Raw genomic sequence first — 25,206 nt, 5'->3', positions numbered from 1 at the left:
TTTCGTACGAAGTAAGGGGCCGGTTAGAATTGAGCTTTCACTGAAAAACCATAGGTCCGCGTGCCCGGGAACGCCGCCCATTGCAGGCCCTGCGTATTCCCGACGCCGTTGATACCTTCGGGATTCAACCGGTCCGGCAAGGTGGTAAAGAGGTAAAAGAGGTCGCGCCCGATCACCGAAAGCGACAATCCCTGTACAATTTTTGACTTCACGGCCACATTCTTCGGCACGGTATAGGTCAGGGATACTTCCCGGAGCTTCGCCCAGGAATTTTCGAAAACAGCGGCGCTGCGCGGCAGGCGGATGTCCGACCAGCCGGAATATACCCCGGCATACTTGAACATGTAGTTGACGACGTCCGTATTGCGGGTTCCGTCAGCAAAAACACCGTCGAGGATAACGCCGTGATTGGCCTGACTACCGTCGACATAGGTATACGGAAGTCCGCCGCCGTTCCGCTCTTTCAGGGTTTCCGGCGCAAGACCGTTGCCCATCGCCGTCGCATAATCAGACGAGTAGAGATCGCCGCCCAGCTTGTAGTCGATCAGGGCATAGAGGCTGAAGTCCTTGTAGCGCAGGTTATTACCCAGACCGCCGGTCAGTTTCGGAGTGGAGTTGCCGATGGCTACGGGTTGATCCGTCGTGACGTAACGGGTACCGATTACTTTGTCTCCGTTGCTGTCCATAATACGGGCGACGATCCGGTTACCGTTGGCGTCCTTCTTGTAATCATACCCGTAGATCGTTCCGTAGTTCTGACCGACACGAACCTGCTGCGCCACGCCGTAGGTCACGCCGAATACTTCTCCCAGCGGATAGGTATCGACGCCCTGGTCGAGGCTGACGACCTTGTTCTGGTTGTGCGCGCCGTTGAGCGTCACATCCCAGCTGAAGTTCTGCTGCCGTACGATATTTCCGCGGACGATGAACTCGATACCCTTGTTTTGCAGCTCGCCCGTATTGAACGTCACACTCGATACCCCGGAAGATACCGGCAGCGGCGCGCTGAGAATCTGGCTGGTAGACCGGATGTGGTAGTAAGACACATCGAGACTGAGGCGGTTGCCGAAGAAGTTGAGCTGGGTACCCACTTCAAACGATTTGGACCGCTGCGGCTGCAAGGCCAGCGGAGGCAGGCTGGTCTGAAGGCTGCGCGTCTGATACCCGCCGAACGAACCGGCATTGTACACGTAGCTGGTCCGGTACGGATCGGTACCGTTGGCACTGGCGGCGTAGGCAACGCGGAGTTTTCCGAAATCCAGCCAGGATTGCTTGTCTTTCAGCCCCAGCGCCTCACTGAATACGAAACTAAGGCTGGCAGACGGGTAGAAGAAGGAGTTGGAGGCGGCGGGCAGTGTCGACGACCAGTCATTGCGGCCCGTCATTTGCAGGAACAGCATGTTTTTGTACCCCAGATCGAGGATGCCGTATACCGAATTGATTTTGCTTTGGAGACGGTATTCGTCCGGCAGCCAGGTGCTGTAGTCGGTGCCGAGAGAGGCGGTCGTGTTCCGGAGGAAATACTGGAACGGCACGCCGAACGGTCCCGGATTCCATTGCTTCGATCCGTGGTAGCGGTTGTACCAGGAACTCGCGCCGGCGCTGAGGCTGGCGGTCAGGTCCTTCGTCAGGAAATGATCCGTATGGAGGGTCCCGAGTACTTCCGAGGTAATGGTGTAGTTCTTGTTCAGTTCGAAACCATACTGCCCTTTCAGCCCTTCTTTGTCGATCGGAGTATTCTTGGTTTCAAATTCGTTTGTATTGTAGTCGATCCCGGTACGCGCCATGAGGTTGAACCAGGGCGTTACCTCTGCCGAAAGCTTGAGGGAGCCGAGCAGCTGATCGCGCTGCAGGTTCACGTTGTTCTCGTAGGCATTCCAATAGATATCCTTGCCATAGCCGCCGTAGGGGTAGGACGACGGGTACATGTCGTTTCCGAAGAGGTTCTTTGAGCCATCGGGGTTGCGGAAGATATCTTTCTCGATGTTTTTGTAGTCCCGGCTCATGCCGTAGGTCATGAACTTTGTCCAGGAGTTACCGCCGATATCGGGCGTATTGAGGCGGTTGAACCGGGTATAGCTCGTCGTCGCTTCGGCGCGGAGTTTCTTCGAGATATCGATGTTTGACCCTACGCTGACGGTTGTCTGGTTGAAATGGCTATTCGGAATGATCGCCTTGTTGTCGGTCCGGCTGATAGACGCCCGCACGGTTCCAAACTCGCCGCCTCCGGAAAAGGACAGGTTGTGCGTCGTGGTATTCCCGGTGTTGAAGAAGGAGCGGACGTTATCCGGGTTGGCTTCCCACTTCCGCTTCTGGCCGTCCCACCAGGTAATCTCGGTGCCGTCGAGTCGGTGGCCCCAGGACGCGGCCGTGCCGTACCAGCTGAACAAATCCCAGGAATTTTTACCGCCGGGAACGGGGCCGTGGCTGCCGAATTTGTCGGGGATATTCGCGCCTGACCACGGAGCTTCTGCCGGGTAGCGGGGGTTTCCGTTGGCATCGGTGGGGAAGGGTTTTTCGGCCGACCACAGCCCGATTGCGCCTCCATAACCGTACTCATTCTGCAATTCCTGAAAACGGTAAGCGTGTGTCCAGCGGGTCGAGAAGTTGTAATCGATGCCGAGACCGGGTTTCCGGGAGCCTTTTTTCGTCGTAATCAGGATAACCCCGTTAGCGCCGCGGGCGCCGTAGAGAGCCGCCGCCGTAGGACCTTTTAGCACGTTCACTTCCTGGACATCATCGCTGTTGATGAAGTTGAGGTAGCTGCCCCAGTCGCGCAGTGTCGAAACGTCGTTGGAGGTAGTTCCATTTTTGTTGTCGACGCCAAGTGCGTTTTCCTGCACCTGAATCCCGTCGATGACCAGCAGCGGCTGGTTATTGCCCAGCAGGCTGTTATTGCCCCGGATGACAATCCGCTGGGAGCTGCCTTCAATGCCGTTCGGCACGGAGATATTCAGACCGGCAACTTTTCCCATGAGGCCTTGTGCCATGTTGGGCGGCGCTACTTTGGTGATGTCGCCGGCGTCGACTTTCTGAACCGAAAAGCCGATCTGGCGGGCTTCTTTCTGGATACCGAGGGCGGTTACGACGACTTCGTCGAGCTGTCGGTCAGATTCTGTCAGTGTAACATCGAGTACGGTTGCCTTTCCGACCGGAACTTCCTTCGTCTGAAATCCGACAAAGGAAAAGACGAGCGTGTTTCCTTCTGACGCCTGAATGACGTATTGTCCGGCCGCGTCTGCGACCGTTCCGCGGGTGGTTCCTTTCACCAGAACCGACGTTCCGGCGATGGGTATCCCGCTGGCATTGGTGATTTTCCCCGAGATCCGCTGAGCCAGCACCGGCCCCGCCACCAGGAGAAAAAAGGCAAGTAAAATAGTCTTCATGCTAGATAGATGGTGTTAAAGTGGATAATTCATTGACGGTTAAGGGATCGCGGGCCGACTGCTCCGAACGGGCATGGAAGTTCCCGGCCGGGCTCGGTGAGCAGGCAGTCAAACAGATTTTCAGATGGCGATGGTGGTCAGCCGAGGGAGTTACTTTTCTCCCGTCGCGCCGGTATTGTCGGGCGGCCGAGCAAGTGGAGGTCCTCCTCCGCATACTGCTCGCCGATTTTCAGGTAACGGTAATAGGTTGCCCGGCTCAGTCCGAGCATCCGGATAATCTCTTCCGGGCGGTGTAATCGGTTCAGCAGCTGAATCTTGCGGATTTTATCGATGACTTCTTTGGGAAATCCCTTCGGCCGGCCGCCGCCGGTGCGGCCTGCGGGCGGTTCAGATAAGGTAGACCGCAGCCGGTCCGTCCGGTCAAAATCAAGCAGGGAACGTACAAAACGGAACAGCACCGGACTTTCGGGGCAGGCGCTGTCGAACTCATCCGCGATACCGGAAACAGCGATTTCCCGGCTCCTCAACCCCGAAAGCAGGCGAACAAGCTGGGCGCAGGAATCTCCGAGGCAACCCAGGTGCCACACCACGATCCGGTCGCCGCGACGAAGCCGGACCAATACCCGGGCCAGCTCGATCCGGCCCTCTTCCGGCTGGTTTTCGCGGATAATTTCGTCGCAGCCGTACTCCATCAGCGCGCCTAGCTGCAGGGATAAGTCCCGCGCCGAAGGGCCTTCACAAGCATAACCGATCGTCATAACCAGGTAGTTAGTGGGCGTCTTTCCGCAAAAGCCGCCAGCCCGGCCGCCCTGCAGGATTGATGTGAGAAAATGGTACCGTTGTATTCCTGCTCTTTGCGATGAAAAAGCTACTGAAACGGGTCACGAAAGACGGGGTACTGTATCTGTTTGAGCGCTATTCCTATTCCCGGTCCCTCTGTATTTGTCTCGCTGTCTCAGAATTATCACAATAAACATTCGTGAAATCCTACACAAGAATAAGGGACTTTCCGATAATTCATACCCTGCCGTTCGGAAATATTTGTAATTTATTTTAAAAATCCCTTCAAACACAAAATTTTCAAGTGTCTTTGCTACTATTCAGCAGCATATTGAGTCATATTTTTGTATATTCTTAGAGATATTGATCAAATAATAGAATTTTATTTATTGATATAATCTTAATTAATAAATTTTTTAAATAAATACCGGTCTTTCTATAGCTGTCTCAAAAACGATTATCCGTGTTTCGTCTCCGGAAAAGCTATTCCGGACTGGTTCGGGCGGCAGCTAACCTGCGTGTATTTTTTACGTTAATGCGCTAACTCTCCGGCACATACGTAACATTCCGGCCAATGACAAAGTCGGATCAACCGTATCACTACCCACTCCGGAACTCCCGGATTGTCTCAAAAAGTATCAGAAATAAACACCCGGCCGTATCCGGCCGGGACAGTGCAGGACGCTGTAGGGGTACTTTTACAGAATCATCGGAAGTATGCCGCCGTCTGCCTGTGCTGCAACGCCCTGGGTCGCGGCGCCCCCGACCCTGCTGCCGAAAGGTCCTTACAACTCCACGACCTTAAACACGATCTGCCTGTAGTTTTCCCTTTCGTAAAGTACACCTATCCGCCTGCGGTCGAGTTCTGTCAGGTCGGAATAAGCCGTAAAATCACGCGGCCCGCTGTCCACAACGATTCCGGTCGTCCAACTGATACCGCCATCCTTGCTGAGCCGAAGCGTCAGCCGGTCACGGCGCGCGGTATCCGCCGCATTGCAGAACGCAAGTATGTGGCCTCTTCGACGGCGGAGATTCAGCAGACTGCCCTCGCAAACGGGATCAGGAAGGGAGGGATCGATTTGCACGGACGACCACGAAGCACCACCATCCCTGCTCCTGGCCACGATACGCGCTTTCGGGGTACCGCTCTGGTTACGGGCGTTGAAAAGCAGGCCGCCATCGGGAAGCCAGGCCGCCGTCGCTTCGTTTGAACCGTCAAAGGCAACGGTTTCTGCCAGGTGGTAGGTTTTGCCGTGATCGTCGGAATAGTAACCATGTGCCCGGTAGTCGGTGAAATGCGGCCTGGGATCTCCGGCAGAATGGTTCGCGGCGACGAAAATCCGCCCCCGGTATTTCCCGGCCGGTACCTGAACGGCATGGCCGGGCGTATTGGCATAGCTCCGCCAGTCGTCCGGGAATGAATACGGCTCCTGTTTGGGCCGGTGCACCTGAGCGGTGATGTTTTCGGGAACAGACCAGGTCCGGCCGCCATCCGCCGAGGTTACTACCCATACCTCCCGGAGGCCTTTGCCTTTACGTACTTCGCCTTCGTGGTTGTTTCCGGTATTGTAAAAGAGGAATAGCCGCCCTCCGGGAAAGGCCGGATCGGTTTCGTCGATTACCGGTGCGGGGTTCCCGGCCTGGAGTGTGCCGTTGTCGACGATCTTTTCCAGGGAAGACCAGGTCTTTCCGTCATCTGAACTGCGCTTCAGAACGAGATCGATGTCTCCGAAATCGCCGGCTCCGCCTACCCGTCCTTCGGCAAAGGCGAGCAACTCTCCTTTCGGCGTCCGGACGATCGCGGGGATGCGGAACGACTTATAACCATCTGAACCCGAAGTAAACACGGGTGTTTGCGCGTGGAGTATACCGGCGGATAGCAGCAGCGAGAGAAGGAGGCGGGTTTTCATGGGGGCAAGTTAGTTTAGAGTTTAGAGTTTAGAGTTTAGAGTTTAGAGTTTAGAGTTTAGAGTTTAGAGTTTAGAGTTTAGAGTTTAGAGTTTAGAGTGGAGTTGGATCGGGGGGGAAAGGTTCCGGAAAGGGGGCTTTTTTGAAGGGGAGTCCGGGATTATCTGCGTCCTGCGTTGTCCGGCTTTTGTCCGGGTGGATTTTCGGGATGGGCCGGCGCTTCGGTGAATATTCGGCTATGCAAAATCCCCTGCGAAAACCCGCCCTGGTCTATGCCATTATTGTCCTGATTGCCGCTGTGGCCATGCTGCTCGTTTGGTTGTATTATTGATTTTGTTTGGTATCGGTTTTTCGGGAGAAGACGCCGGTCTTTCCCCGCGCTGTTTTTCTGCGGTGTTTGGTACATTTACCGCAGGCGTATCTCGGAATATGAATAGGTTTTTGTTGTTGTTCCTTCTTTTTGCCTCCGCTCGGGCGGCCGGACAGGCCCCGGATGCAGACGCGATTCTGCGTGCGTTTACCTCGCGCGAAGCCTCTCATACCCGACAGGAAGATGATGCACTGCATGCCCATTTACCTCTCAGCGCTTCCTTTCTTTTTGATACGCTCCTGCCACGCCTTACAGATATTCATGCCCGAAACCCGGACCGCATGCTCTACATCCACATTCTCCGGATGCAGGCCAATGCGGCCTCCGGGTACAGGAATTACGATGCCTCGCGGGGAATACGACCGGAATCTCTTTCCCTGATGAAGGAGGCTATCCGTCTCTGCTACCTCGAAGGAAATGACTATGTCCTGGCCGAAACGTATTTTGACCTTGCTGAACTCTATAACGCATTCTGGCGCTACGAAGAGTACCTGCTGATGCTGACGAAGGCTTTTGAACTGGCCGACCGCCTCGGGCCGGAGTCTTTTCCGGCGCGGCTTCGCTACTCGAAATACGGCGGGATGGCCAAGGCCGCCTACCGGGTCTATAGTTTCCGGGATTGCATCCGCTATGGGCAACAGGCGCTGCGCCTGCGCAATAAACTGCCGGCGGGCAGTGATCTCATGCCGGATGTTTACCTCCTCGACCTGATAGGCGCTTCTTACAAACAACTCAAACAACCGGACAGCTCTTCCTACTACTACCACCAACTGGCTATTCTGCTGGAGAAAGCAGATGGGCGAAAGCAGGGTATTTCTTTCTGGAAAGCCATTGCAGAAGGAAATATCGGCGAAAACTACTTGATAAAGGGGGACTTCCGTGCCGCCCTCCCCCTTTTGAAGAAATGGTCCGACGCCGCCCATTCCGTACATGACAACCTGAATATCTGCCTTGCCGGAAACGCGCTCGCTCATTGGTACGACAAACAGGGCAACTATTCCATGGCCGGCAAGCACTGGCAGGAGGTGTATACCACCAGTTTTGCCCTGGGCAGTTACGAATATGCGGGAAAAGCGGCGGAAGGCCTCGCTGTCCTGTACCGGTTGCAGCATCAGCCCGACAGCGCCTTCTTCTACTACAGCCGCGCTCATCAGTATCAGGACAGTGTTATGACGTTCATTAACCGGTCAGGCATACAGGCAGTCAAAGCGCGAGTGGAGCTGGACAACCTGCAGCATTCCCTCGAAAACGCCGGGACGCTGCTCCGGAAAGAACGCCAGAACAAGTGGTTACTGTTGGCCGGCATTTTTCTCCTGGCGGTGATCGCCGCCCTCGCCTATAGCCGTCAGCGGCTGAAGGAAAAAGCGCGGATGCAGGAAACCGCCCGCCTGCAACACCAAGCGGAAACCGACGCCCGCAACGCCCGGCATCAGGTGAAGCTTTTCGCCCACCATCTTCGGGAGAAAAATACGCTTCTCGAATCGTTGAAAGACAAAATGGAGGCAGCGCATTCGCAGCATTCCCGGCAGGAAGTGCTCGATAACCTGCGGTCTTATACCCTTGTCAGCGACGAAGAGTGGGAAAAATTCCGTGCCGATTTTACCCGGGCCTACCCGGACTTTCTGCCCCGGCTCTCCAGCCGCCTTCCCCAGATCACACCGGCTGAAGAACGGCTGTCTGCGCTGCTGGCGCTCGGCTTCACGCACCCGCAGGTAGCAGGCACCCTTGGCATCGGAAAAGACAGCGTCACCCGGGCGAAACACCGCCTGCGATTGAGGCTGTACCTGGACAAATCAGAAAGCCTGGAAGACTACCTCTGCAACCTACTGAAAGCCGATACGTCCTCGAAAGGGGCAATCACCTCCACATAACTTGCTGATTTTAAGCGATCAACTTTCTTTGTCCGGTATTTGTCCGGGTACCTTTTTTCCTTTCTTCCTTTCGGGATCCGAAACTTGGCCTGTCCGCTGAGCAGCGGCGCGGCAACCCGCGTTTACCCGATCGTCTTATGAAGAAACTCTACCCGCTTGTCCTCCTGATCTGTCTATCCATCTCCGCCTCCGCCCAGACCACCCGGTATGTCCGGACCGATGGCGCTCCCGGCGCAGGTGGTAATTCCTGGGCCGCCGCCGGCAACAATCTCCAGGCGACTATTACCGCGTCCGCGGCGGGCGATTCCATCTGTGTCGCTGCCGGGACCTATCAGCCCGCCGCCGGTAGCTCTTTCGTGATGAAAAACGGGGTAAAACTCCTGGGTGGATTCCCGGCGTCAGGGAATCCGGCGCTGACCGACCGAAACTGGGACAATTATCCCTCTGTGCTTCAGGGCAACGGAGAACGTGTTCTGTTCAATAACTTCAACATCGGAAATACGACAGTCATCGACGGATTTACCATCCGGGGCGGGGCGACGGCCTCCACCGGGGGTGGTATTTACAATGTCGGCGGCGCCCTTCCGCAGATCCGGAACTGTCTTTTTGAGCAAAACCAGGCAGGTCAGGCCGGAGGTGCGTTTTACCATTCCGGAGGATCCTTCACACTCAGTAACTGCACCTTCCGCAACAACGCAGCGCCGGGAAGCTCCGGACAGGGAGGCGCGGTCTACGTCACAGCTGCTTCCGCTGTCCGGTTTGATCACTGCTGGTTTACCGGCAATTCCGCTACCAAAACCGGGGGAGCGATTTCCGTCGCGACGCTCTCCTCCCTGATCCTCGAAAACTGTCGGTTTACCGCTAACCAAACCACCGCCACGAGCAACGACGCGGCGGGCGGAGCCATTTTCCTCCTCGGTGTTGTTTCGTCCAACTCCCGGTTCACCAACTGCCTTTTCACTGGCAATGTCAGCCGGCTCGGGCCTGCCCTGCGTTCGTACAGCCTGCCCGCTCTTGCTATCGGTAACTGTACTTTTTCCGGAAATACGGCAAACGGCGGCACATACGTACCGAAAGGCGCGATTGTACCGGATGGTTTTTCGGTGATGACCATCACCAATTCCATCGTTTACGGCAATACGGCAGGCGTCACAGCATCCGGTTCGGGCAACGCTGTTACCTATCAATACTCGCTGATCCAGGGCGGAGCTTCGGGCACGGGCAATCTGGCGGGAAGCCCCGATCCGCTCTTCGTCAACCCAGTTCCCGACCACGAAAACGGCGACTACAGCCTGCGCCCCTGTAGCCCCGCTATCGACAAAGGCAACAATACGGGTGTGCCCGCCGGCGTTACAACGGACCTCGAAGGCAATGTCCGCATTCAGTACGGCACGGTCGATCTCGGCGCTTATGAAACGGAATCCGCCGCCGTTCCTCCTGCCGACCCGGCTACAGCGGGATTACCCGGCTGGCTCGGGCAATCCATTCAGTTTCAGGCTGCTAATACGACAACCCACTACCTCGGCGATGATTGTTCGTCGCTCATTGCTTCGGTGACGTCGACCGGCTTTTCCGGACTGACCGGTGCGCGGGTTTGGGTAGAAACAGAACAGCCCGCCGGATTCGTCGCCCGCCACTATGAAATCACCCCGCGCGAAAATGCCGGTAGTGCCACCGGAACCGTAACGCTGTACTTTACCCAGGAGGAATTCACGGCCTTCAATGCCGTGAGCGCGCAGAAACTTCCAACCGGGCCAGCCGACGTATCCGGCATCGCAAACCTCCGGATCGAAAAGCGGAGCGGAGAAAGCAGCGATTTTTCCGGCAGCCCGTCGAGCTATCCCGGCGCACCCGTCACAATCGATCCGGCCGATGCGGATATCCAATGGAATGCAATCGCCAACCGTTGGGAGATTACCTTTTCGGTGACCGGTTTCAGCGGGTTTTTCGTCAAGGCTACCGATTCTCCCCTGCCGCTTCGGTTGCTGCGGTTTACGGCCGTACGGGAAAACGGCGTATCCCGCCTGAATTGGGAAACGGCCGACGAAGAGCGCGTCAGTCATTTCGCCGTTGAACGCAGCAGCAACGGCACCGAGTTTTCAACGCTGGCAACGGTTCCCGCCCGTAATTCCGCGCTTCAGTCCTATGTGTTCCGGGATACCTCGCCTTTTCTGGGCACCCGCTACTACCGCCTCCGGATGGTCGACGAAGACGGCAGCTTTGTCCGCAGCCGGACCCTGTCTCTCGTAGAAGAAGGTACACTGGTCATAGGTCCAAATCCAGCAACGGGTACGATTCGTGTGTTGACCGAAGATCCGGCTCTGACGGGTACCGAAATTCAGGTTCTCGATATGACCGGCAGCGTCCGGCAACGGGTAGTACTTCTTCAGCAAACCCAGGAAATAGCCATCCACCCACTCCCGGCCGGCGCCTATTTGCTCCGGTTCGGGAACGGCCGGACCGTCCGGTTCGTGAAACAATAGACACGTCGCTACCCCTGTCCGGAAAAAACCCACCTGAAAACGAAAAAAGCAGGAGCCCGCTGGACTCCTGCTTTTTTCCACCTATCACTTATTGAAACAACACATGATGCAGTACCACTGCCGCCTGGCGGATGGCTGTCTGCACCGCCGGGACGTGCGCCAGGGGGTTGAGCAGACCGTAGTCGTGGATCATACCCTGGTAGCGGGTCAGCGTAGTAGGTACGCCGGCTTCGTCGAGCTTGCGGGCGTAGGCTTCGCCTTCGTCGCGGAGAACATCATTCTCTGCCGTTTGTACGAGCGCCGGAGGAAGGTTCTTCAATTGCTCAAGGGTAGCGTTGAGCGGAGAGGCATATATTTCGGCGCGCTTCCCGGCGTCTTTTGTGTAATTATCCCAGAACCAGATCATCATGTTCCGCGTCAGGAAGCGGCCTTCGGCATAGGCATGGTATGATTCGGTTTCAAAAGACGCGTGGGTAACCGGCCAGAGCAATACCTGCTGTCTGAGTTTCGGGCCGTTTTTGTCTTTCGCGAGAAGGGCGACGACAGCCGCCATGTTTCCGCCGACGCTGTTTCCGGCAACGGCCAGTTTCGAACCATCCACGCCGATTTCAGCGCCGTGCGCGGCCACCCATTGCGTAGCAGCATATGCCTGGTTGACGGCTACGGGATACTGCGCTTCGGGAGAGGGCGTATAGTCCGGAAAGACAGCGGCGGCTCCGCTTTCTACAACCAGGTCCCGGACAAGCCGGCGGTGTGTCGGGTAATCCCCTAGCACCCAGCCTCCTCCGTGAAAGAACATAAATACAGGCAGGTTTGGGAAGGCCCCCTTCGGCTTCACGACGTGAATCGTGACGCTGACACCATCCTGGGTAATGGTTCGCTCACTTTCCTCGATTCCGGAGTAATCTACTTCAACGGATTTCTGTGCGCCAACCAATACCTGGCGGGCGTCTTCCGGGGAAAGCTGCTCCAGCGGCTTGCCGCCTCCGGAATTGAGCGCCTTCAGGAAGGCGCGGGTTTGTGACTGGATAGCGGGATCGGTTTCGGCGGGTTTTTGTGCCATGACGGTGGTTGTTTGAAAATGAAAGAAAAGAAGAACGGCGATAGAGAAAGATACGGTTTTCATGGGGGGAAGTGTTTTTCAGGGAATCAAGACAATCAGGCGAGAAGCTCTGCCTGAAGGGTGATTTCAAAGCTGAATGCCTGCGAAACGGGGCAGGTTTGCTCGGCGCCGCGGGCAATGGCCTGGAAGTCTTCGTCGGAGATACCGGGTACCCGGGCTTTCAGTACGAGATCCGACCGGGTAATCTTCGCATTTTCAAGCGTGATAACCGATTCCGTTTCGAGGGATTCGACGGTATACCCGGCAGTCGTGAGGTCCAGCGATAGCTTCATAGTAAAGCAGCCCGCGTGAGCAGCGGCGAGAAGTTCTTCCGGATTTGTGCCAACACCGTCGGCAAAACGGCTGTTGAACGAATACTGCGTCCGGTTCAGAACGGTGCTGCCGGTAGTCAGATGGCCTTTTCCTGCTTTGATGTCGCCTTCCCAGACGGCGGTCGCTTTGCGTTTCATTGTCGTGTTTGTTAAGAGTGATTCGATTCACTTGACATGACAAAGGTACCGGATCCGACAGGTCCGGTTCAACGCAAAAAAGCGGACATGAATTGTACATTTTTCCCTTAAAGGGAGTTTTGTACCTTTTTTATGCCTCTGCTTCCTGTTCCTCCGCCCGGTAGCGGCGACGGAATGCCGCAGGCGTAGCGCCGATCTTCTGGCTGAAGAGGCGGTTGAAATAGGCCGGGTCTTCATACCCCAGGTCATATCCTATTTCTTTGATACTCAAGGAAGAATGAGCCAGCAGGCGCTTGGCTTCGAGGAGAATCCGGTCTTTGATGATGTCGTTCGGCTGACCGAGCTGGAGCCGGTTGAACTTTTTGGAAAGGGTTTTCGGGGCGACGGCCAGCAGATCGGCATAGTCCATCACGCTGTGTTTTTCGCGGAAGTGTATTTCGACAAGCCGGCTGAAATCCCGCAAAAAGGCTACATCGGCGGGCGTATCGTTCATCCCGCCGAGCTGCTGGCGCTTCCAGAGGCGCGTTGCCCGGATAATAACCTGCTTGAGGTAGGTCCGGATCATTTCCTCGCGGGAGGATTCACTGGCTTCGAGTTCGTCGACCATATTCCGGAATGCTTCCAGTACCCGGGCCGCTTCGGCTTCGGGCAGCAGGGTCATCGGCATGGTGTAGATATTATTAAAGAGAAACCCGTCACACGATACCTCTTCGTCGTGAATCTGGATGCAGTAGAAATCGCGGTTGTAATAGAGAAAGAAACCCTCCTCCTCTCCTGCCGAGTCGATCTGCAGAAACTGGTTGACGTTGAGGAAAAACAGCGTCGGGCCCGTGGTCGTAAACTGCCGGAAATCGACTGTCAGCGAGTACCCCGCCGGCAGCAGCATGGCTTTGATATACGGGCGGTAGCGGTCGGCGTTGATCTCTGCCAGCGTCTGCGCCGAGGCTGGAAGCACGCCCAGCTTCTTGTAATTCGATTCGAAGAAATGCTCCATGACAGTTGCAATGATAACCGATCCGGGCGTGTTTTCCGAAGTACGGCGGGACTGTTTGCCCGTCGGGGCGGATTTGCCTATTTTCGGCTGCCTATCCCCTGCCCCGATGAACCTCTCCCAGCAAATTGCCAAACACGTCCGCGATACCTATACCGGTGGAAACTGGACGTCTTCCAGCTACCGACAGCACCTTGCCGACGTTACCTGGCAGGAAGCCGTTACCAAAATCGGTTCATTCAATACCCTTCTGACCCTGGTCTGGCATACGACCTACTACCTGACCGCTGTCCGGAAAGTACTGGAAGGCGAGCCGCTCCACGCAAAAGATGCCTGGAGCTTCGATCATCCGCCGGTAGGTTCCGCAGAAGAATGGGATGCTATCCTGCAAAAAACCTGGCAGGAAGCGGAGGCGTTTGCGGCGCTGGTGGAACAACTGCCTGAATCCCGTCTCAACGAAGCCTTCATCGACGGGCAGTATGGTACCTGGTTCCGCAACCTCGAAGGCATTGTGGAGCATTCCCACTATCACCTCGGGCAGATCGTGCTGTTGAAAAAGATGCTGAGACAGTGGCCGCTTCCCGAGCCCTTGCTTCCCGACGCGTAAAACGCTGCCGCACCGGCCCTGCGCAGCGGGTATCTGCTCCCTCCGTCTATCTTTGTAACGGGGAAGTTCTCTTCGCTTCCCGGAGACGAATGGTGCGAACGCTGGTTGTCCTTTTTTGTATCTGGCTGACGGGATTTTCCGCGGTCTATGGCGGCGAGCCCGGACGGGTGCTTCGGTACTCGGTGCGCGAGGGGCTTTCGGCCGGAATCGTCAATAGCATCGTCCAGGACAGGGACGGGTATATATGGATAGCGACGGGCGACGGACTCAACCGGTTCGACGGCAACCGCTTCACCGTTTTCCGGAATGATCCGGGCAATCCGCATAGCCTGGCCGGTAATTATGTGCGGGCACTTCACCGTGACAAAAACGGTACGCTCTGGGCTTCTACCCGGGCCGGAATCTGCGAATTTATTCCCGGCACCGGGCAATTTAACCGGTATCAGCCCTTTCCCGGAAAGGACGACAGCAGCAACGATATCAGTGATATCGTTTCGGGACGAAACGGCAACCTCTGGGTATCCCTCAATAGCTCCGGTTTTGCCAGCTTCGACCTTGCCTCTCACCGCTTTACCTGCTACCAGAAACCACAAATACCTGATCTTCATACCAATTCCCTGCTTACCCTGCTCGAGGACTCACAGGGTCTGCTCTGGCTGGGTTCCCGCGATTCGGGTATTCAGGTACTGAAAAGAGGTCCTGACGGAAAACTGAAAGATGCCGGTATCTCCGTCTCCGGCGTTCCGGCTGCGCGTGTGAATGCCTTTTGTGAAGACCGGCGTCATAATGTCTGGATCGCGACATCGAAGGGTTTGTATCTTTTCGACAGGAAGAAAGGTACTTTCCAGGACGTCCCCCTTCGTACCTTCTGGAATTCAGGAATTTATCTATCGGTATTGGAAGACCGCGATGGGCAGATTTTCGTTGGCGTACAAGATGGCGGCGTCTACCGCCTCCGTGAGGTGCCGGCCAGCGGAACGCCTGTTTTTGAGCGGGTCGAGAACCGGGACAACCAGGGCATTACCCAGCGCTCGGTGCAAGCCCTTTTTCAGGACAAAGACAAAAACCTCTGGTTTGGCACCTACGGCGAGGGGGCATACCTCGTCAGCAGCATTCCCGAAAAATTCCGGAAGTTCGAAAAGAAGGTAACCGACGCCCGGGGCGAGAGTTTTCTGCGCTTCTATGGCCTCGTTGCCGACCGGGAGGGCAATCTATGGGTGGGCTCTGACGGCGACGGCATTTACAAAACCGCGCCTTCCGGCGAGCTGCTCCGTCATTACCGGCCGGCCGCCGGGCCGGGAAACCTCACCGACGGCGCGGTGATCACCGCCTACCGGGACCGGGAAGACCGGCTTTGGTTTGGTACCTATTCGGGCGGTCTTTTTCGGTACGAGGCGGCAACCGACCGGTTTCGCCGCTATACCCATGATCCCGCAAACCCACGCAGCCTGGGCAGGAATGACATCCGCGCCGTTTACCAGGATACCCAAAAGCGTCTGTGGGTGGGTACCAATGGCGGCGGACTGAGCCTGCTGGACCCTGCTACCGGGCAGTCGCGCAACTTTATCCCCTCCAACAGCAGCCTGAATTCCAACGATGTACGCTGTTTTGCCGAGGACGCCCGGGGCAATCTCTGGATCGGCACCTATGGCGGAGGCCTGAATTACCTGGATACCCGGACGATGCAGTTTACCTCTTTCTTTAATATACCGGGGAAGTCGCCCTTTTTGTCCAACCGCATTGTTTTTTCCCTGTATCTCGATGAAAAGCAGCGTCTCTGGATCGGCACGGAAGGCAACGGACTACTGGTTTACGACACCCATAGGCAAACTACCCGCCTGTTTGACGAGCGGAGCGGACTTGCCAATAATGTCATCAATGCGATCCGTCCGGAGCGGGACGGCGTTGCCTGGATCAGCACCAACAAAGGCCTTTCACGGGTAGATCTCAATCGCGGGTCGGTCGAGAATTACGACGCCAGCCACGGTCTTCAGGCGGGAGCTTTCAATCCCGGGTCGGCATTGGTACATCCTTCCGGGTTTCTGGTTTTCGGGGGAACAGAGGGTTGGAATCTCTTCTACCCGGCGCAGGTACGGGCGTCCGCCTTCGAGCCGGACGTCCGGATTACGGGTGTCCGCGTGTTCGGGCGCAGGGCCGACGGCGACAGCCTCACCGAAGAACTTTCTCCCGGCGTACTCGCCACCGGCGAGCTGACGCTGGCTCCCGATCAGCCCGTCTTTTCCATCGGCTTTACGGCGCTGAACTACGCCTATCCGGAACGGGCGCGGTTTGCCTACCGGCTGGACGGTCTTGACAAAGAATGGAACTATGTGCAGGATGAACACGCGGTTACCTACCGCTACCTGCCGCCGGGCACCTATACCTTTCAGGTCCGTGCTGCCAATCAGGACGGGATCTGGTTTGACCGCTACGCGTCGCTGACTATCCATGTCACGCCACCCTGGTACCGGACTGCCTGGGCCTATTTTCTCTACGCCGCGACTCTCGCACTCGGCGTGTACTTCTGGCAGCGGTACCGGCTCGGGCAGCAGCAAATGAAGTTTGAGGTACAACTGGCCCACCTCGAAAAACGCCGGCAGATGGAGGCGAACGAACGGAAGATTTCGTTTTTTACGAACGTTTCCCACGAATTCCGGACGCCGCTTACGCTTATCATCAACCCGGCCCGGGAGCTGCTCCGGACGCTTCCGCCCGACGCACCGGGTGCACCGGGTGCGCAAATCATCTACCGGAATGCCAAACGGCTGCTGAGCCTGGTAGATCAGCTGTTACTTTTCAGGAAAGCTGAGCAGCAAACCTTTCCCCTTCACCTGAGCGTGCACCCGTTGCCAAAACTGGCGGAAGAAGTTTTTCAGTACTTCCTCCATCAGGCGGAAAGCAGGCATATCCGCTACGAGTTTGTATGTGAGGCCGAAGAACTGCCCGTGACGTGCGATTGGGAGAAAATGGAAATAGCCCTTTTCAACCTACTCTCCAATGCATTGAAATTCACGCCTGACGGAGGTTTTGTGCGCCTCGAAGTCCGGGATCAGGGCGACCAGGTGTGTATTACTGTATCCGACTCCGGTCCGGGTATTCCGCCGAAAGCGGGCGATTCCGTTTTCAAGGTCTTTCAGCAACACGCCGGCACCCGTACCGCGGGCAAGGGCGGCTTCGGCATCGGGTTGTTTCTGGCGAAAACCTTTGTGGAACAGCATTTTGGCCGTATCTGGTACGAATCGGTACCGGATGCGGGGACTACGTTTCATGTTCTGCTCTGGAAAGAACATGCGCAGCTGCTTCCGGAAACCGGTCCGGGAGAGGTGCGCAGCTCCGTATTGCTGGATGAACTATCCGAAGGCGTACTGGAAGGGCCTGCCGTTCCCGTCGCCGCGACGACAGTAGCCTGGCCCCTCCCCGACGAAGCCGAGATTCCCACTTTGCTCATCATCGATGACGACGAGGAAATCCGGGGATATCTCCGGGGAATCTTCACCGGCACCTATAAACTGCTGGAAGCAGCCAGCGGAGAAACCGGACTGGACCTTGTCCGCCAGCACCAACCCGACGTCGTTGTCAGTGACGTCCGGATGTCCGGGCTGTCGGGTATCGAGCTTTGCCGGGCAATCAAGCTCGACATGGCGCTGAGTCATATTCCCGTGATTCTGCTGACGGCCAGTACCTCCCACGATACCCGCCTCGAAGGGATTGAAGGCGGCGCCGACGACTTTATCATGAAGCCTTTCGACCGGGATATCCTCGTAGCCCGTGTCGCGGCGGTATTGCGCAAGCGAAACGACCTCCAGCGGTATTTTTATCATGCGATTACCCTACAGGCCGGAGACTTTCGGGTTTCCCAGGAATACAAGGAATTTCTGGACCAATGTATCCGGATTGTCGAGTCACACCTGACCGATCCGGAGTTCGGCGTGAAAGTACTCGCCACCGAAATCGGCATGAGCCAGTCCACCCTTCATAACCGGATCAAATCGGTATCCGGACAATCCGCGAATCGCTTCATCCGATTCATCCGGCTGCGCAAAGCTGCGCAGCTGCTCATCACAACCGACCTCACTATTGCTGAAGCTGCTTACCGGGTCGGGATGAATGACATCAAGCATTTCCGGGAGCATTTCTCCAAGCTTTTCGGGCAGAAACCTTCGGAGTATATCCGGCAGTACCGGAAGCCTTTTCATGAGAACCTGACGATTGATCGGGAGGTTTTCAGGGGGAAGTAGGTGCGGATTTCTGTGCTATTAACCTCGGGGATCTCGCTGCTGCTAGCCCGGAATCTCTCTGCTGCTAGTCCGGGCCTCTCTGCCATTAGCCCCGGGCTGCGCCCGGGGTTAATGGGGTTTGACCCCTTCGGGGTCGGTGGTGCCGACATCCTCCAATTATCCTATTTCTTCTTGAGTGAATTCCGGGTTTGAAGGGGTGATTAACCGGTTTACCCCCTGTCTTCTCCTCTCTTCTGGTCTTCAAGTCGCATTTTTTGCAGAAATGCCCCCTATCTATTGCGAAAATACCCCTCTCTTCTGCCATTAAAATAATCCTACTTTTGCTTGGCTGATTCCTAAAAAATCAGCCCGTTTTTCTTCTACTCACCGCGTCGGGAGGGAACCCGGCGCACCATCTTTCACTATTTCCCTGTTCTATGAAAAAAACGATCTACCCAGGTCCTGTCTGTTCGCTGCCTCCCGGACGCGGACAGATTTTCGGAAAGCTGACCGCCTGGCTAATGCTGCTCTGTCTGTCTTTCTCCTCGATTGCCCAGAACCCCTTTCGGGTGAAGGGGACCGTCACTGCCGAAAACGGCAAGGGCCTTCCCGGCGCCAGCGTCGTGCTGAAAGGAACTACCACCGGCGCCACGACCGACGCCGACGGCAAGTATACTCTCGCGCTTCCCAACGGGCAGGGCACGCTTCAGATCTCGTACATCGGCTATGTGAGTAAGGAAGTAGCCGTTGGCAACCAGACGCAGATCGACATTCGCCTCGACCCGAGCGATACCCACCTGGAAGAAGTAGTCGTGGTAGGTTACGGTGTTCAGAAAAAAGCCACGCTTACGGGCTCGGTCTCCGAAGTAAAAGGTGCGGATATCGTAAAAAGCCCGCAGCCGAACGTTTCAAACTCCCTCGCTGGTCGCTTTTCCGGCTTCGTAGCGAACAACCGTGCAGGTGAGCCGGGCTATGACGGCTCCAGCTACACCATTCGCGGTTTTGCGACGACGGGGAACAACGACGTACTGGTTGTCGTCGACGGCATTCCCGGTCAGGTAGGCGGTCTTGAACGCCTCGATCCGAACGACATTGAGAGTATTTCGGTCCTGAAAGATGCCTCCGCTGCCGTATACGGAAGCCGTGCGGCTAACGGCGTCATCCTCGTCACGACCCGCCGCGGTACCACCGGCAAGCCTGTGATTTCCTACAGCTTCAACCAGGGTTTCTCGTCGCCGACACGCCTGCCGAAAATGGCCGATGCACCTACCTATGCGACCATCCTGAACGAAATCGACTATTACAACAACCCGAACGGAGGCATGAACCAGCATTACTCCGCCGAGCAGATCGAGAAGTTCCGGAACGGATCAGACCCCATCAACTACCCCAATACCAACTGGCAGAAGGAGTCCCTGAAGCCCGTTGCCCTTCAGAACCAGCAAAACCTGGCGATTAACGGCGGCACGGAAAATGTCAAGTACTATGCCTCCCTCGGTACGCTCTATCAGGACGGTCTGTACCGCAACAGCGCGACGACCTACCGGCAGTATAACTTCCGGTCCAACATCGACGCAAACATCACGAAGGATTTCAAGGTAAGCCTCGGGCTGTCAGGACGGCAGGAAAACCGGAATTTTCCGGTATCCTCGGCCGGTAACAACTTCCGCTCGATTTACCGTGCCTATCCGACAGTCATCGCCCGGTATCCGAATGGCTACTATTCGACAGGTGTAGAAAACAACAACCCGGCCGTACTCGGCACGGACATGGGCGGAACGACGTCCAACCCGACCTCGATCTTTAACGGCATTCTCCGTGCCAACTATGCGCTGCCGTTTGTGGAAGGGCTTTCGGTAGATGGTTTCTATTCGGTCGACAAGTCGTTCAACTTTTCCAAAAGCTTCGCAATTCCCTACCGCCTGTACAACTACGATTCGGCAACAGGTACCTACAACGCCGTCGTAACCGGTGGATCAGCGGGCGCGGCTTCCCTGTCACAATCCCAGACCAACGTGACAAACATCACCCAGAACTTCCGGGTGAGTTTCCTCCGCCAGATCGGCAAGCACAACGTCAACACGTTTGTGTCGTACGAACAGAACCGCCGCAACGAAATCTCCTTTGGTGCGTCCCGGATCAACTTCCCGACGCCCTCTACCCCGGAACTTTCGCAGGGCGGCGCCGCTGCTACCGACAAGAACAACTCCGGCAGCAGCTACAACTTCACCCGCCGAAGCGTCATCGGCCGGCTGGCATATTCGTACGAAGACAAGTACCTGGCGGAAGTACAAGCCCGTCTGGATGGATCGTCGATCTTCCCGAAAGGCAAGCAATATGGATTTTTCCCCTCTGTTTCAGCCGGTTACCGTATTTCGGAAGAAAACTGGTTCAAGGAAAGCGTCCGCTTTATCGACGACCTGAAGTTCCGGGCTTCCTATGGTATGCTGGGGAACGACAACGTCGGGCAGTTTCAGTTTTACAACAACTACTCGTTCAACAACCAGTATGTGCTGGGCTCGAACGTGATCACGCCGGGTATCGACCTGACGAAACTGGCCAACCCGAACATCACCTGGGAAACGTCCCGGAAGCTTGACATCGGGTTGAACGCATCGTTCCTGAAGCACTTCACACTGGAAGTGATCTACTTCCAGCAGAAACGCTCGGACATTCTTGCGTCGCGTAACGCCTCCATCCCCAATACCTCCGGTATCGTCAATCCCTATGGCTCCGGCACGCTGGTACCTGATCAGAACCTCGGAAAGGTCAATAACTCCGGCTTTGAGACGTCGCTCAGCTACAACCATTCCGGCCGGTTCCGGTATAGTATCTCCGGCAACCTGACCTATGCGAAAAGCAAGATCATTTTCATCGACGAAGCGCCGGGACTGTTGCCCCACCAGCGTCAGACGGGCGGACCGCTCTACACCTACCTGCTGTACCGCTCGCTGGGTATCTTCCGCAGCCAGGCGGACCTGGACAAGTACCCGCACCTGTCAGGCGCCCGCCTGGGTGACCTGATCCTGGAAGACTACAACAAGGACGGCAAAATCACCGCTGACGACCAGGTTCGTACCTCCTATGGCAACGTACCGCTCCTGAGCTACGGCCTGGTACTGAACGCCGGCTACGGCGCCTTCGATGCTTCGGCTGTTTTTGCGGGACAGGGCATGGTCAGCCAGTATGTACTCCCGGAATCGGGCCAGGTAGGAAACTTCTACAGCAGCTGGGCGGATAACCGCTGGAGCCCGACCAACCCGAACGGAAGCTATCCGCGGGTAGATACCCGGGCGTCGTCGTCCATCAACGGCGGCCTGTATGCGAATAATTTCTGGCTCAACAACGCTTCTTTCCTGCGTCTGAAGAACGTCGAAATCGGCTATACCCTGCCGAAGAGTACCCTCAGCCGCCTGAAGCTCCAGTCGGTCCGCGTGTATGCGAGCGGTTTCAACCTGTTCACGATCACGAAAGTGAAGGACTATGACCCCGAAGGAAACAGCAGCAGCGGGCAGTTCTACCCGCAACAGCGTATCCTGAACCTGGGCCTGAATGTCAAGTTTTAATCTGAAGTTGAGATGATCAAGAAACTATCCGTTTCCCTTTCTATCGCGGCTATGCTGGCTGGAATGCTGGGTTGTAGCCAGAATTTCCTGGACGTTGTACCGACCGACCGGGTCTCCGACCCCTCTATTCTCTCGGACTCCGTTCTCTTTGAATCTTACGTCATCAACCGTTACATGGGCACCCGGCTCACCGACAAGGAAGCCGAAGGTACCCTGCCCGGATTCGGGCGCGGTTTTGAATATGCGATGTGGTCGTCCGTCACCGATGAGTCGATCTACAACAACGACGACAATACCTGGCTGATTCAGCGCGGGCAGATTGCGCCGGAAAATACCGGTATCGCCGGAACATTCTGGGGCCGCAGCTACCGCAGCATCCGCGAAATCAACTACGCGCTGGCCAACCTCGACAAGGTACCCATGAGCGCGGGGCACCGCAGCCGGCTGAAAGGCGAGCTCAAGTTCCTTCGCGCTTTCCGCTACCATGACCTCATCCGGAACTACGGAAAGGTGGTTCTCTTGGGCGACAAAGTGTATGAACTGAGCGACAACCTGACCGATCCCGCCCTGTTTCAGCGGTCGGATATTAAGTCAGGTATTGACTATGCCGTCGCCCAGCTCGACGAAGCAGCCTCGCTCCTGCCCGCCACGACCGACAACGGTAACTGGAAACTGGGCCGGGCTACCCGCGGCGCGGCGCTGGCGCTGAAGTCACGTCTGCTGCTGTACGGAGCGAGTCCGCTGTACAACGCATCTACCTGGCAGGCAGCCGCAGCAGCCGCCAAAGCGGTGATGGACCTCAACCAGTACAAGCTGTACTCAGGCGGGTATGGCGCGCTGTTTACGGTGACGAACAGCGAAGAGGTAATCTTCAGCCGGATATATGCCATTGGCGCGCGGCACGTATGCCTTGAAATCGCCAACGGTCCGAACGGATACAATGCCTGGGGCGGAAACGTTCCGCTGCAAAACCTGGTGGACGACTACGAAATGATCGACGGTACCTCCATCACCGAAACCGGCACCAGCTTTAACCCGAACGATCCGTACAAAAACCGGGATCCGCGTTTCTACGCGACCGTCCTCTACAACGGAGCCGCCTACCGCAACAGCACGGTACAGACCTATACCCCGGGCGGAAAAGACAGCAAAGACGGCCCGTCGAACTGGAATACCTCGAAAAGCGGATACTACCTGAAGAAATTCATGAACGACAACCTGCCGATCGACAATCCCTGGGACGTAGCCGGTACGCAGACCTGGATTTACTTCCGCTATGCCGAAATCCTGCTCAACTATGCCGAAGCGCAGAACGAAGCGTCCGGCCCCGATGCCACGGTATACGCCGCGGTGAACAGCATCCGGAAACGTGCAGGCATGCCCGACCTGCCGGCCGGCCTGACCCAGACGCAGATGCGTGACCGTATCCGCCACGAGCGGCGGATTGAGCTGGCGTTTGAAGAGCATCGTTTCTATGACGTCCGTCGCTGGAAAATCGCTCCGCAAACGGAAAGCGTCCCCGCCTATGGCATTGAAGTCGGAAAGAACGGGAATACCTATACGTATACCCGGAAAGAAGCCCTGACCGGCCGGACCTTTGCCGACAAGCAGTACTGGCTACCGATTCCGAGAGCCGAGATCCAGGCCTCCAACAACCAACTCGAACAAAATCCCGGTTACTGACCGGAACGCGGCGCGGGTTCCCCGCGCCGCGTTATTTTCTTCCTCCCATCCGATGACTCTTCTCCCGCATTCCCGGCGGCTGCTTGCCGCCCTCGTCCTGCTCGCCTCGGCGTGCCGGGCCGGCGGCTCGGAAACGCCTGATCGTCAGCCTCCGCTCCGCCTTCGCATCGATCCGTCAAAAACCTACCAGACCATCGAGCATTTCGGCGCATCCGACGCCTGGTCGTGCCAGTTTATCGGTACCTGGCCTCTCGCCCGAAAAAACGCCATCGCCGACCTGCTGTTCAGCCGTGATACGCTGGCGGACGGTCGCCCGAAAGGCATCGCTCTCTCTCTCTGGCGCTTCAATATCGGCGCCGGCACGGCCGAACAGGGAAGCGGCAGCGGTATCGGCGACGAATGGCGGCGTACCGAAAGCTTCGCCGTACCCGGAAAAGGCTACGACTGGAACCGGCAGGCGGGCCAGGTATGGTTTCTGGAAGCCGCCCGGGATCGCGGCGTACCGTCTTTCCTGGCTTTTTCGAATACGCCTCCGGTAACGCTCACGGTCAACGGGAAGGGCTATGCCACCAACGGGCAGGCGAACATCCGCGAAGAACGTTTTGATGCTTTTGCCACCTACCTCGCCGATGTACTCGACGGTATCCGGACCAAAACCGGCATCGCCATTCAGTACCTCAGCCCGTTTAACGAGCCGCAGTGGGACTGGAGCGACGGCGGTCAGGAAGGTACGCCCATTTTCAACGACCAGCTCGCTCCCGCCGTCCGCAAGATCAGCGCCGCGCTTCTGAAACGCAATTCTCCTACCCTCATCAGCCTCCCGGAAAGCGCACAGATCAATTACATCTACAGCGATTTTAACCGGCCGGGGCGTGGCAGTCAGGTACAGTCGTTTTTTACTGCTGCTTCGGCTAATTACCTCGGCGATCTGAAAAACGTCGACAAGGCGATTTCCGGACACAGCTATTTCACGACGTCTCCCTATGCCGCCGCCGCGCAGCAGCGTAAGACGCTGGCCGGCGCGTTTCCGGCGGGGGTACGGTACTGGCAGTCAGAGTATTGTGTTTTGGGTGATAACGAAGGCGAGATCAACGGAAACGGCCGCGACCTCAGTATGACTTCCGCCCTGTACGTCGCCCGGGTGATACACAACGACCTCGTCAACGCGAATGCTTCGGCATGGCACTGGTGGCTGGCCGTTTCTCCGTACGACTACAAGGACGGCCTCGTATATGTCGATAAAAACAAAACGGATGGTCAGTACTATTCCTCCAAACTGTTATGGGCGATGGGGAATTTCAGCCGGTTTGTACGTCCCGGCGCTGTGCGGGTATCGGTGACCGATACCGATCCGGCCGACGGATTACTGGTTTCTTCCTACCGGAATACAGATAATCAGCTCGTTACGGTACTCATCAACTCCCGGCCGGAAGCGCGGGAAGTACAGCTCGACCAGGCCGACCGCGCACTGGCGCCGGTACGGGTTTACGAAACTTCAGAAACCCGCGACCTGGCTCCGGTAACCGTTTCCGCAGGCGGTACACTTACGCTGGCTCCCCGGAGCGTCGTGACGGTTATCAGCCGTTTGTAAGTCTTTTTCTTCCCGTTTGAAAGCGAAAAGCCCGTCCGGACATCCCGGCGGGTTTTTTCATATTCGTGCCGAATTGATCGTATAAATGCGACAAAAACAGCTATGCGCATTTTCGCTAATTCAGAGCGCGAACGAACGCAGGGAAGTATCCCGCCTTTCTTTTCCTCTTTCTGAAAAAGCG

At 56.6% G+C, this 25,206-nt stretch carries 13 protein-coding genes; 7 read left to right on the top strand and 6 right to left on the bottom strand.

From position 1 onward, the window contains the following. Window positions 1-23: 23 nt before the first annotated feature. The 3 genes from BLR09_RS24130 to BLR09_RS24120 all read right to left on the bottom strand — a co-directional run bounded on the left by BLR09_RS24130 (window position 24) and on the right by BLR09_RS24120 (window position 6,076). Window positions 24-3,386, bottom strand: coding sequence for a SusC/RagA family TonB-linked outer membrane protein (locus BLR09_RS24130; protein ID WP_218126710.1), 3,363 nt, complete (start codon window positions 3,384-3,386; stop codon window positions 24-26). A gap of 137 nt (window positions 3,387-3,523) precedes the next feature. Then, window positions 3,524-4,144 (bottom strand): recombinase family protein, encoded by a 621-nt coding sequence (locus BLR09_RS24125; RefSeq protein WP_093208813.1) that lies wholly within the window; start codon window positions 4,142-4,144, stop codon window positions 3,524-3,526. 807 nt (window positions 4,145-4,951) lie between these two features. Further along, window positions 4,952-6,076 (bottom strand): sialidase family protein, encoded by a 1,125-nt coding sequence (locus BLR09_RS24120; protein WP_093208811.1) that lies wholly within the window; start codon window positions 6,074-6,076, stop codon window positions 4,952-4,954. Between the two features lie 427 nt (window positions 6,077-6,503). Here BLR09_RS24120 and BLR09_RS24115 point away from each other — a divergent pair, with 427 nt between their 5' ends. Together BLR09_RS24115 and BLR09_RS24110 are read left to right on the top strand one after the other, a co-directional pair. Further along, on the top strand, window positions 6,504-8,315 hold the full coding sequence (locus BLR09_RS24115; protein ID WP_143011210.1) for an ATP-binding protein: 1,812 nt from the start codon (window positions 6,504-6,506) through the stop codon (window positions 8,313-8,315). A gap of 137 nt (window positions 8,316-8,452) precedes the next feature. Beyond that, on the top strand, window positions 8,453-10,798 hold the full coding sequence (locus BLR09_RS24110) for a right-handed parallel beta-helix repeat-containing protein (protein ID WP_093208806.1): 2,346 nt from the start codon (window positions 8,453-8,455) through the stop codon (window positions 10,796-10,798). Window positions 10,799-10,886: 88 nt separating this feature from the next. Here the strand turns inward: BLR09_RS24110 and BLR09_RS24105 are convergent, their stop codons facing one another. From BLR09_RS24105 to BLR09_RS24095, 3 genes are all read right to left on the bottom strand, one after another. Then, a complete protein-coding gene (locus tag BLR09_RS24105; protein ID WP_093209041.1) occupies window positions 10,887-11,861 on the bottom strand; it encodes an alpha/beta hydrolase in 975 nt (324 codons plus the stop codon). A 95-nt stretch (window positions 11,862-11,956) separates the two neighbouring features. After that, a complete protein-coding gene (locus BLR09_RS24100) occupies window positions 11,957-12,370 on the bottom strand; it encodes an OsmC family protein (RefSeq protein WP_093208803.1) in 414 nt (137 codons plus the stop codon). A 130-nt stretch (window positions 12,371-12,500) separates the two neighbouring features. Beyond that, window positions 12,501-13,364 carry a helix-turn-helix domain-containing protein gene (locus BLR09_RS24095; RefSeq protein WP_093208801.1) on the bottom strand — a complete coding sequence of 288 codons (864 nt, stop codon included), beginning with the start codon at window positions 13,362-13,364 and terminating at the stop codon, window positions 12,501-12,503. A 106-nt stretch (window positions 13,365-13,470) separates the two neighbouring features. Between BLR09_RS24095 and BLR09_RS24090 the strand changes: the two genes are divergently transcribed. From BLR09_RS24090 to BLR09_RS24070, 5 genes are all read left to right on the top strand, one after another. Then, entirely contained in the window at window positions 13,471-13,968 is a 498-nt protein-coding gene (locus tag BLR09_RS24090; RefSeq protein ID WP_093208798.1) for a DinB family protein, read from the top strand. A gap of 89 nt (window positions 13,969-14,057) precedes the next feature. Continuing rightward, window positions 14,058-18,206 (top strand): hybrid sensor histidine kinase/response regulator transcription factor, encoded by a 4,149-nt coding sequence (locus BLR09_RS24085; RefSeq protein ID WP_093208796.1) that lies wholly within the window; start codon window positions 14,058-14,060, stop codon window positions 18,204-18,206. Between the two features lie 416 nt (window positions 18,207-18,622). After that, window positions 18,623-21,751, top strand: coding sequence for a SusC/RagA family TonB-linked outer membrane protein (locus tag BLR09_RS24080; RefSeq protein ID WP_093208793.1), 3,129 nt, complete (start codon window positions 18,623-18,625; stop codon window positions 21,749-21,751). Window positions 21,752-21,763: 12 nt separating this feature from the next. Then, window positions 21,764-23,434, top strand: coding sequence for a RagB/SusD family nutrient uptake outer membrane protein (locus tag BLR09_RS24075; protein ID WP_093208790.1), 1,671 nt, complete (start codon window positions 21,764-21,766; stop codon window positions 23,432-23,434). Window positions 23,435-23,486: 52 nt separating this feature from the next. Continuing rightward, complete coding sequence (locus BLR09_RS24070) at window positions 23,487-25,025, top strand: glycoside hydrolase family 30 protein (protein WP_093208788.1); 1,539 nt, start codon at window positions 23,487-23,489, stop codon at window positions 25,023-25,025. The last annotated feature ends 181 nt before the right edge of the window (window positions 25,026-25,206 follow it).

The sequence above is a fragment of the Siphonobacter aquaeclarae genome (assembly GCF_900103285.1).
GTDB classification, from domain to species: domain Bacteria; phylum Bacteroidota; class Bacteroidia; order Cytophagales; family Spirosomataceae; genus Siphonobacter; species Siphonobacter aquaeclarae.
The sequence above is the reverse complement of the archived record's forward strand: the minus strand, read 5'-3'. Positions and strand labels throughout refer to the sequence as shown.

Bases quoted from the DNA above. Each gene is read 5' to 3' on its own strand.
- BLR09_RS24130 (WP_218126710.1), bottom strand. From the start codon at position 3,386: ATGAAGACTATTTTACTTGCCTTTTTTCTCCTGGTGGCGGGGCCGGTG.
- BLR09_RS24125 (WP_093208813.1), bottom strand. From the start codon at position 4,144: ATGACGATCGGTTATGCTTGTGAAGGCCCTTCGGCGCGGGACTTATCC.
- BLR09_RS24120 (WP_093208811.1), bottom strand. From the start codon at position 6,076: ATGAAAACCCGCCTCCTTCTCTCGCTGCTGCTATCCGCCGGTATACTC.
- BLR09_RS24115 (WP_143011210.1), top strand. From the start codon at position 6,504: ATGAATAGGTTTTTGTTGTTGTTCCTTCTTTTTGCCTCCGCTCGGGCG.
- BLR09_RS24110 (WP_093208806.1), top strand. From the start codon at position 8,453: ATGAAGAAACTCTACCCGCTTGTCCTCCTGATCTGTCTATCCATCTCC.
- BLR09_RS24105 (WP_093209041.1), bottom strand. From the start codon at position 11,861: ATGGCACAAAAACCCGCCGAAACCGATCCCGCTATCCAGTCACAAACC.
- BLR09_RS24100 (WP_093208803.1), bottom strand. From the start codon at position 12,370: ATGAAACGCAAAGCGACCGCCGTCTGGGAAGGCGACATCAAAGCAGGA.
- BLR09_RS24095 (WP_093208801.1), bottom strand. From the start codon at position 13,364: ATGGAGCATTTCTTCGAATCGAATTACAAGAAGCTGGGCGTGCTTCCA.
- BLR09_RS24090 (WP_093208798.1), top strand. From the start codon at position 13,471: ATGAACCTCTCCCAGCAAATTGCCAAACACGTCCGCGATACCTATACC.
- BLR09_RS24085 (WP_093208796.1), top strand. From the start codon at position 14,058: ATGGTGCGAACGCTGGTTGTCCTTTTTTGTATCTGGCTGACGGGATTT.
- BLR09_RS24080 (WP_093208793.1), top strand. From the start codon at position 18,623: ATGAAAAAAACGATCTACCCAGGTCCTGTCTGTTCGCTGCCTCCCGGA.
- BLR09_RS24075 (WP_093208790.1), top strand. From the start codon at position 21,764: ATGATCAAGAAACTATCCGTTTCCCTTTCTATCGCGGCTATGCTGGCT.
- BLR09_RS24070 (WP_093208788.1), top strand. From the start codon at position 23,487: ATGACTCTTCTCCCGCATTCCCGGCGGCTGCTTGCCGCCCTCGTCCTG.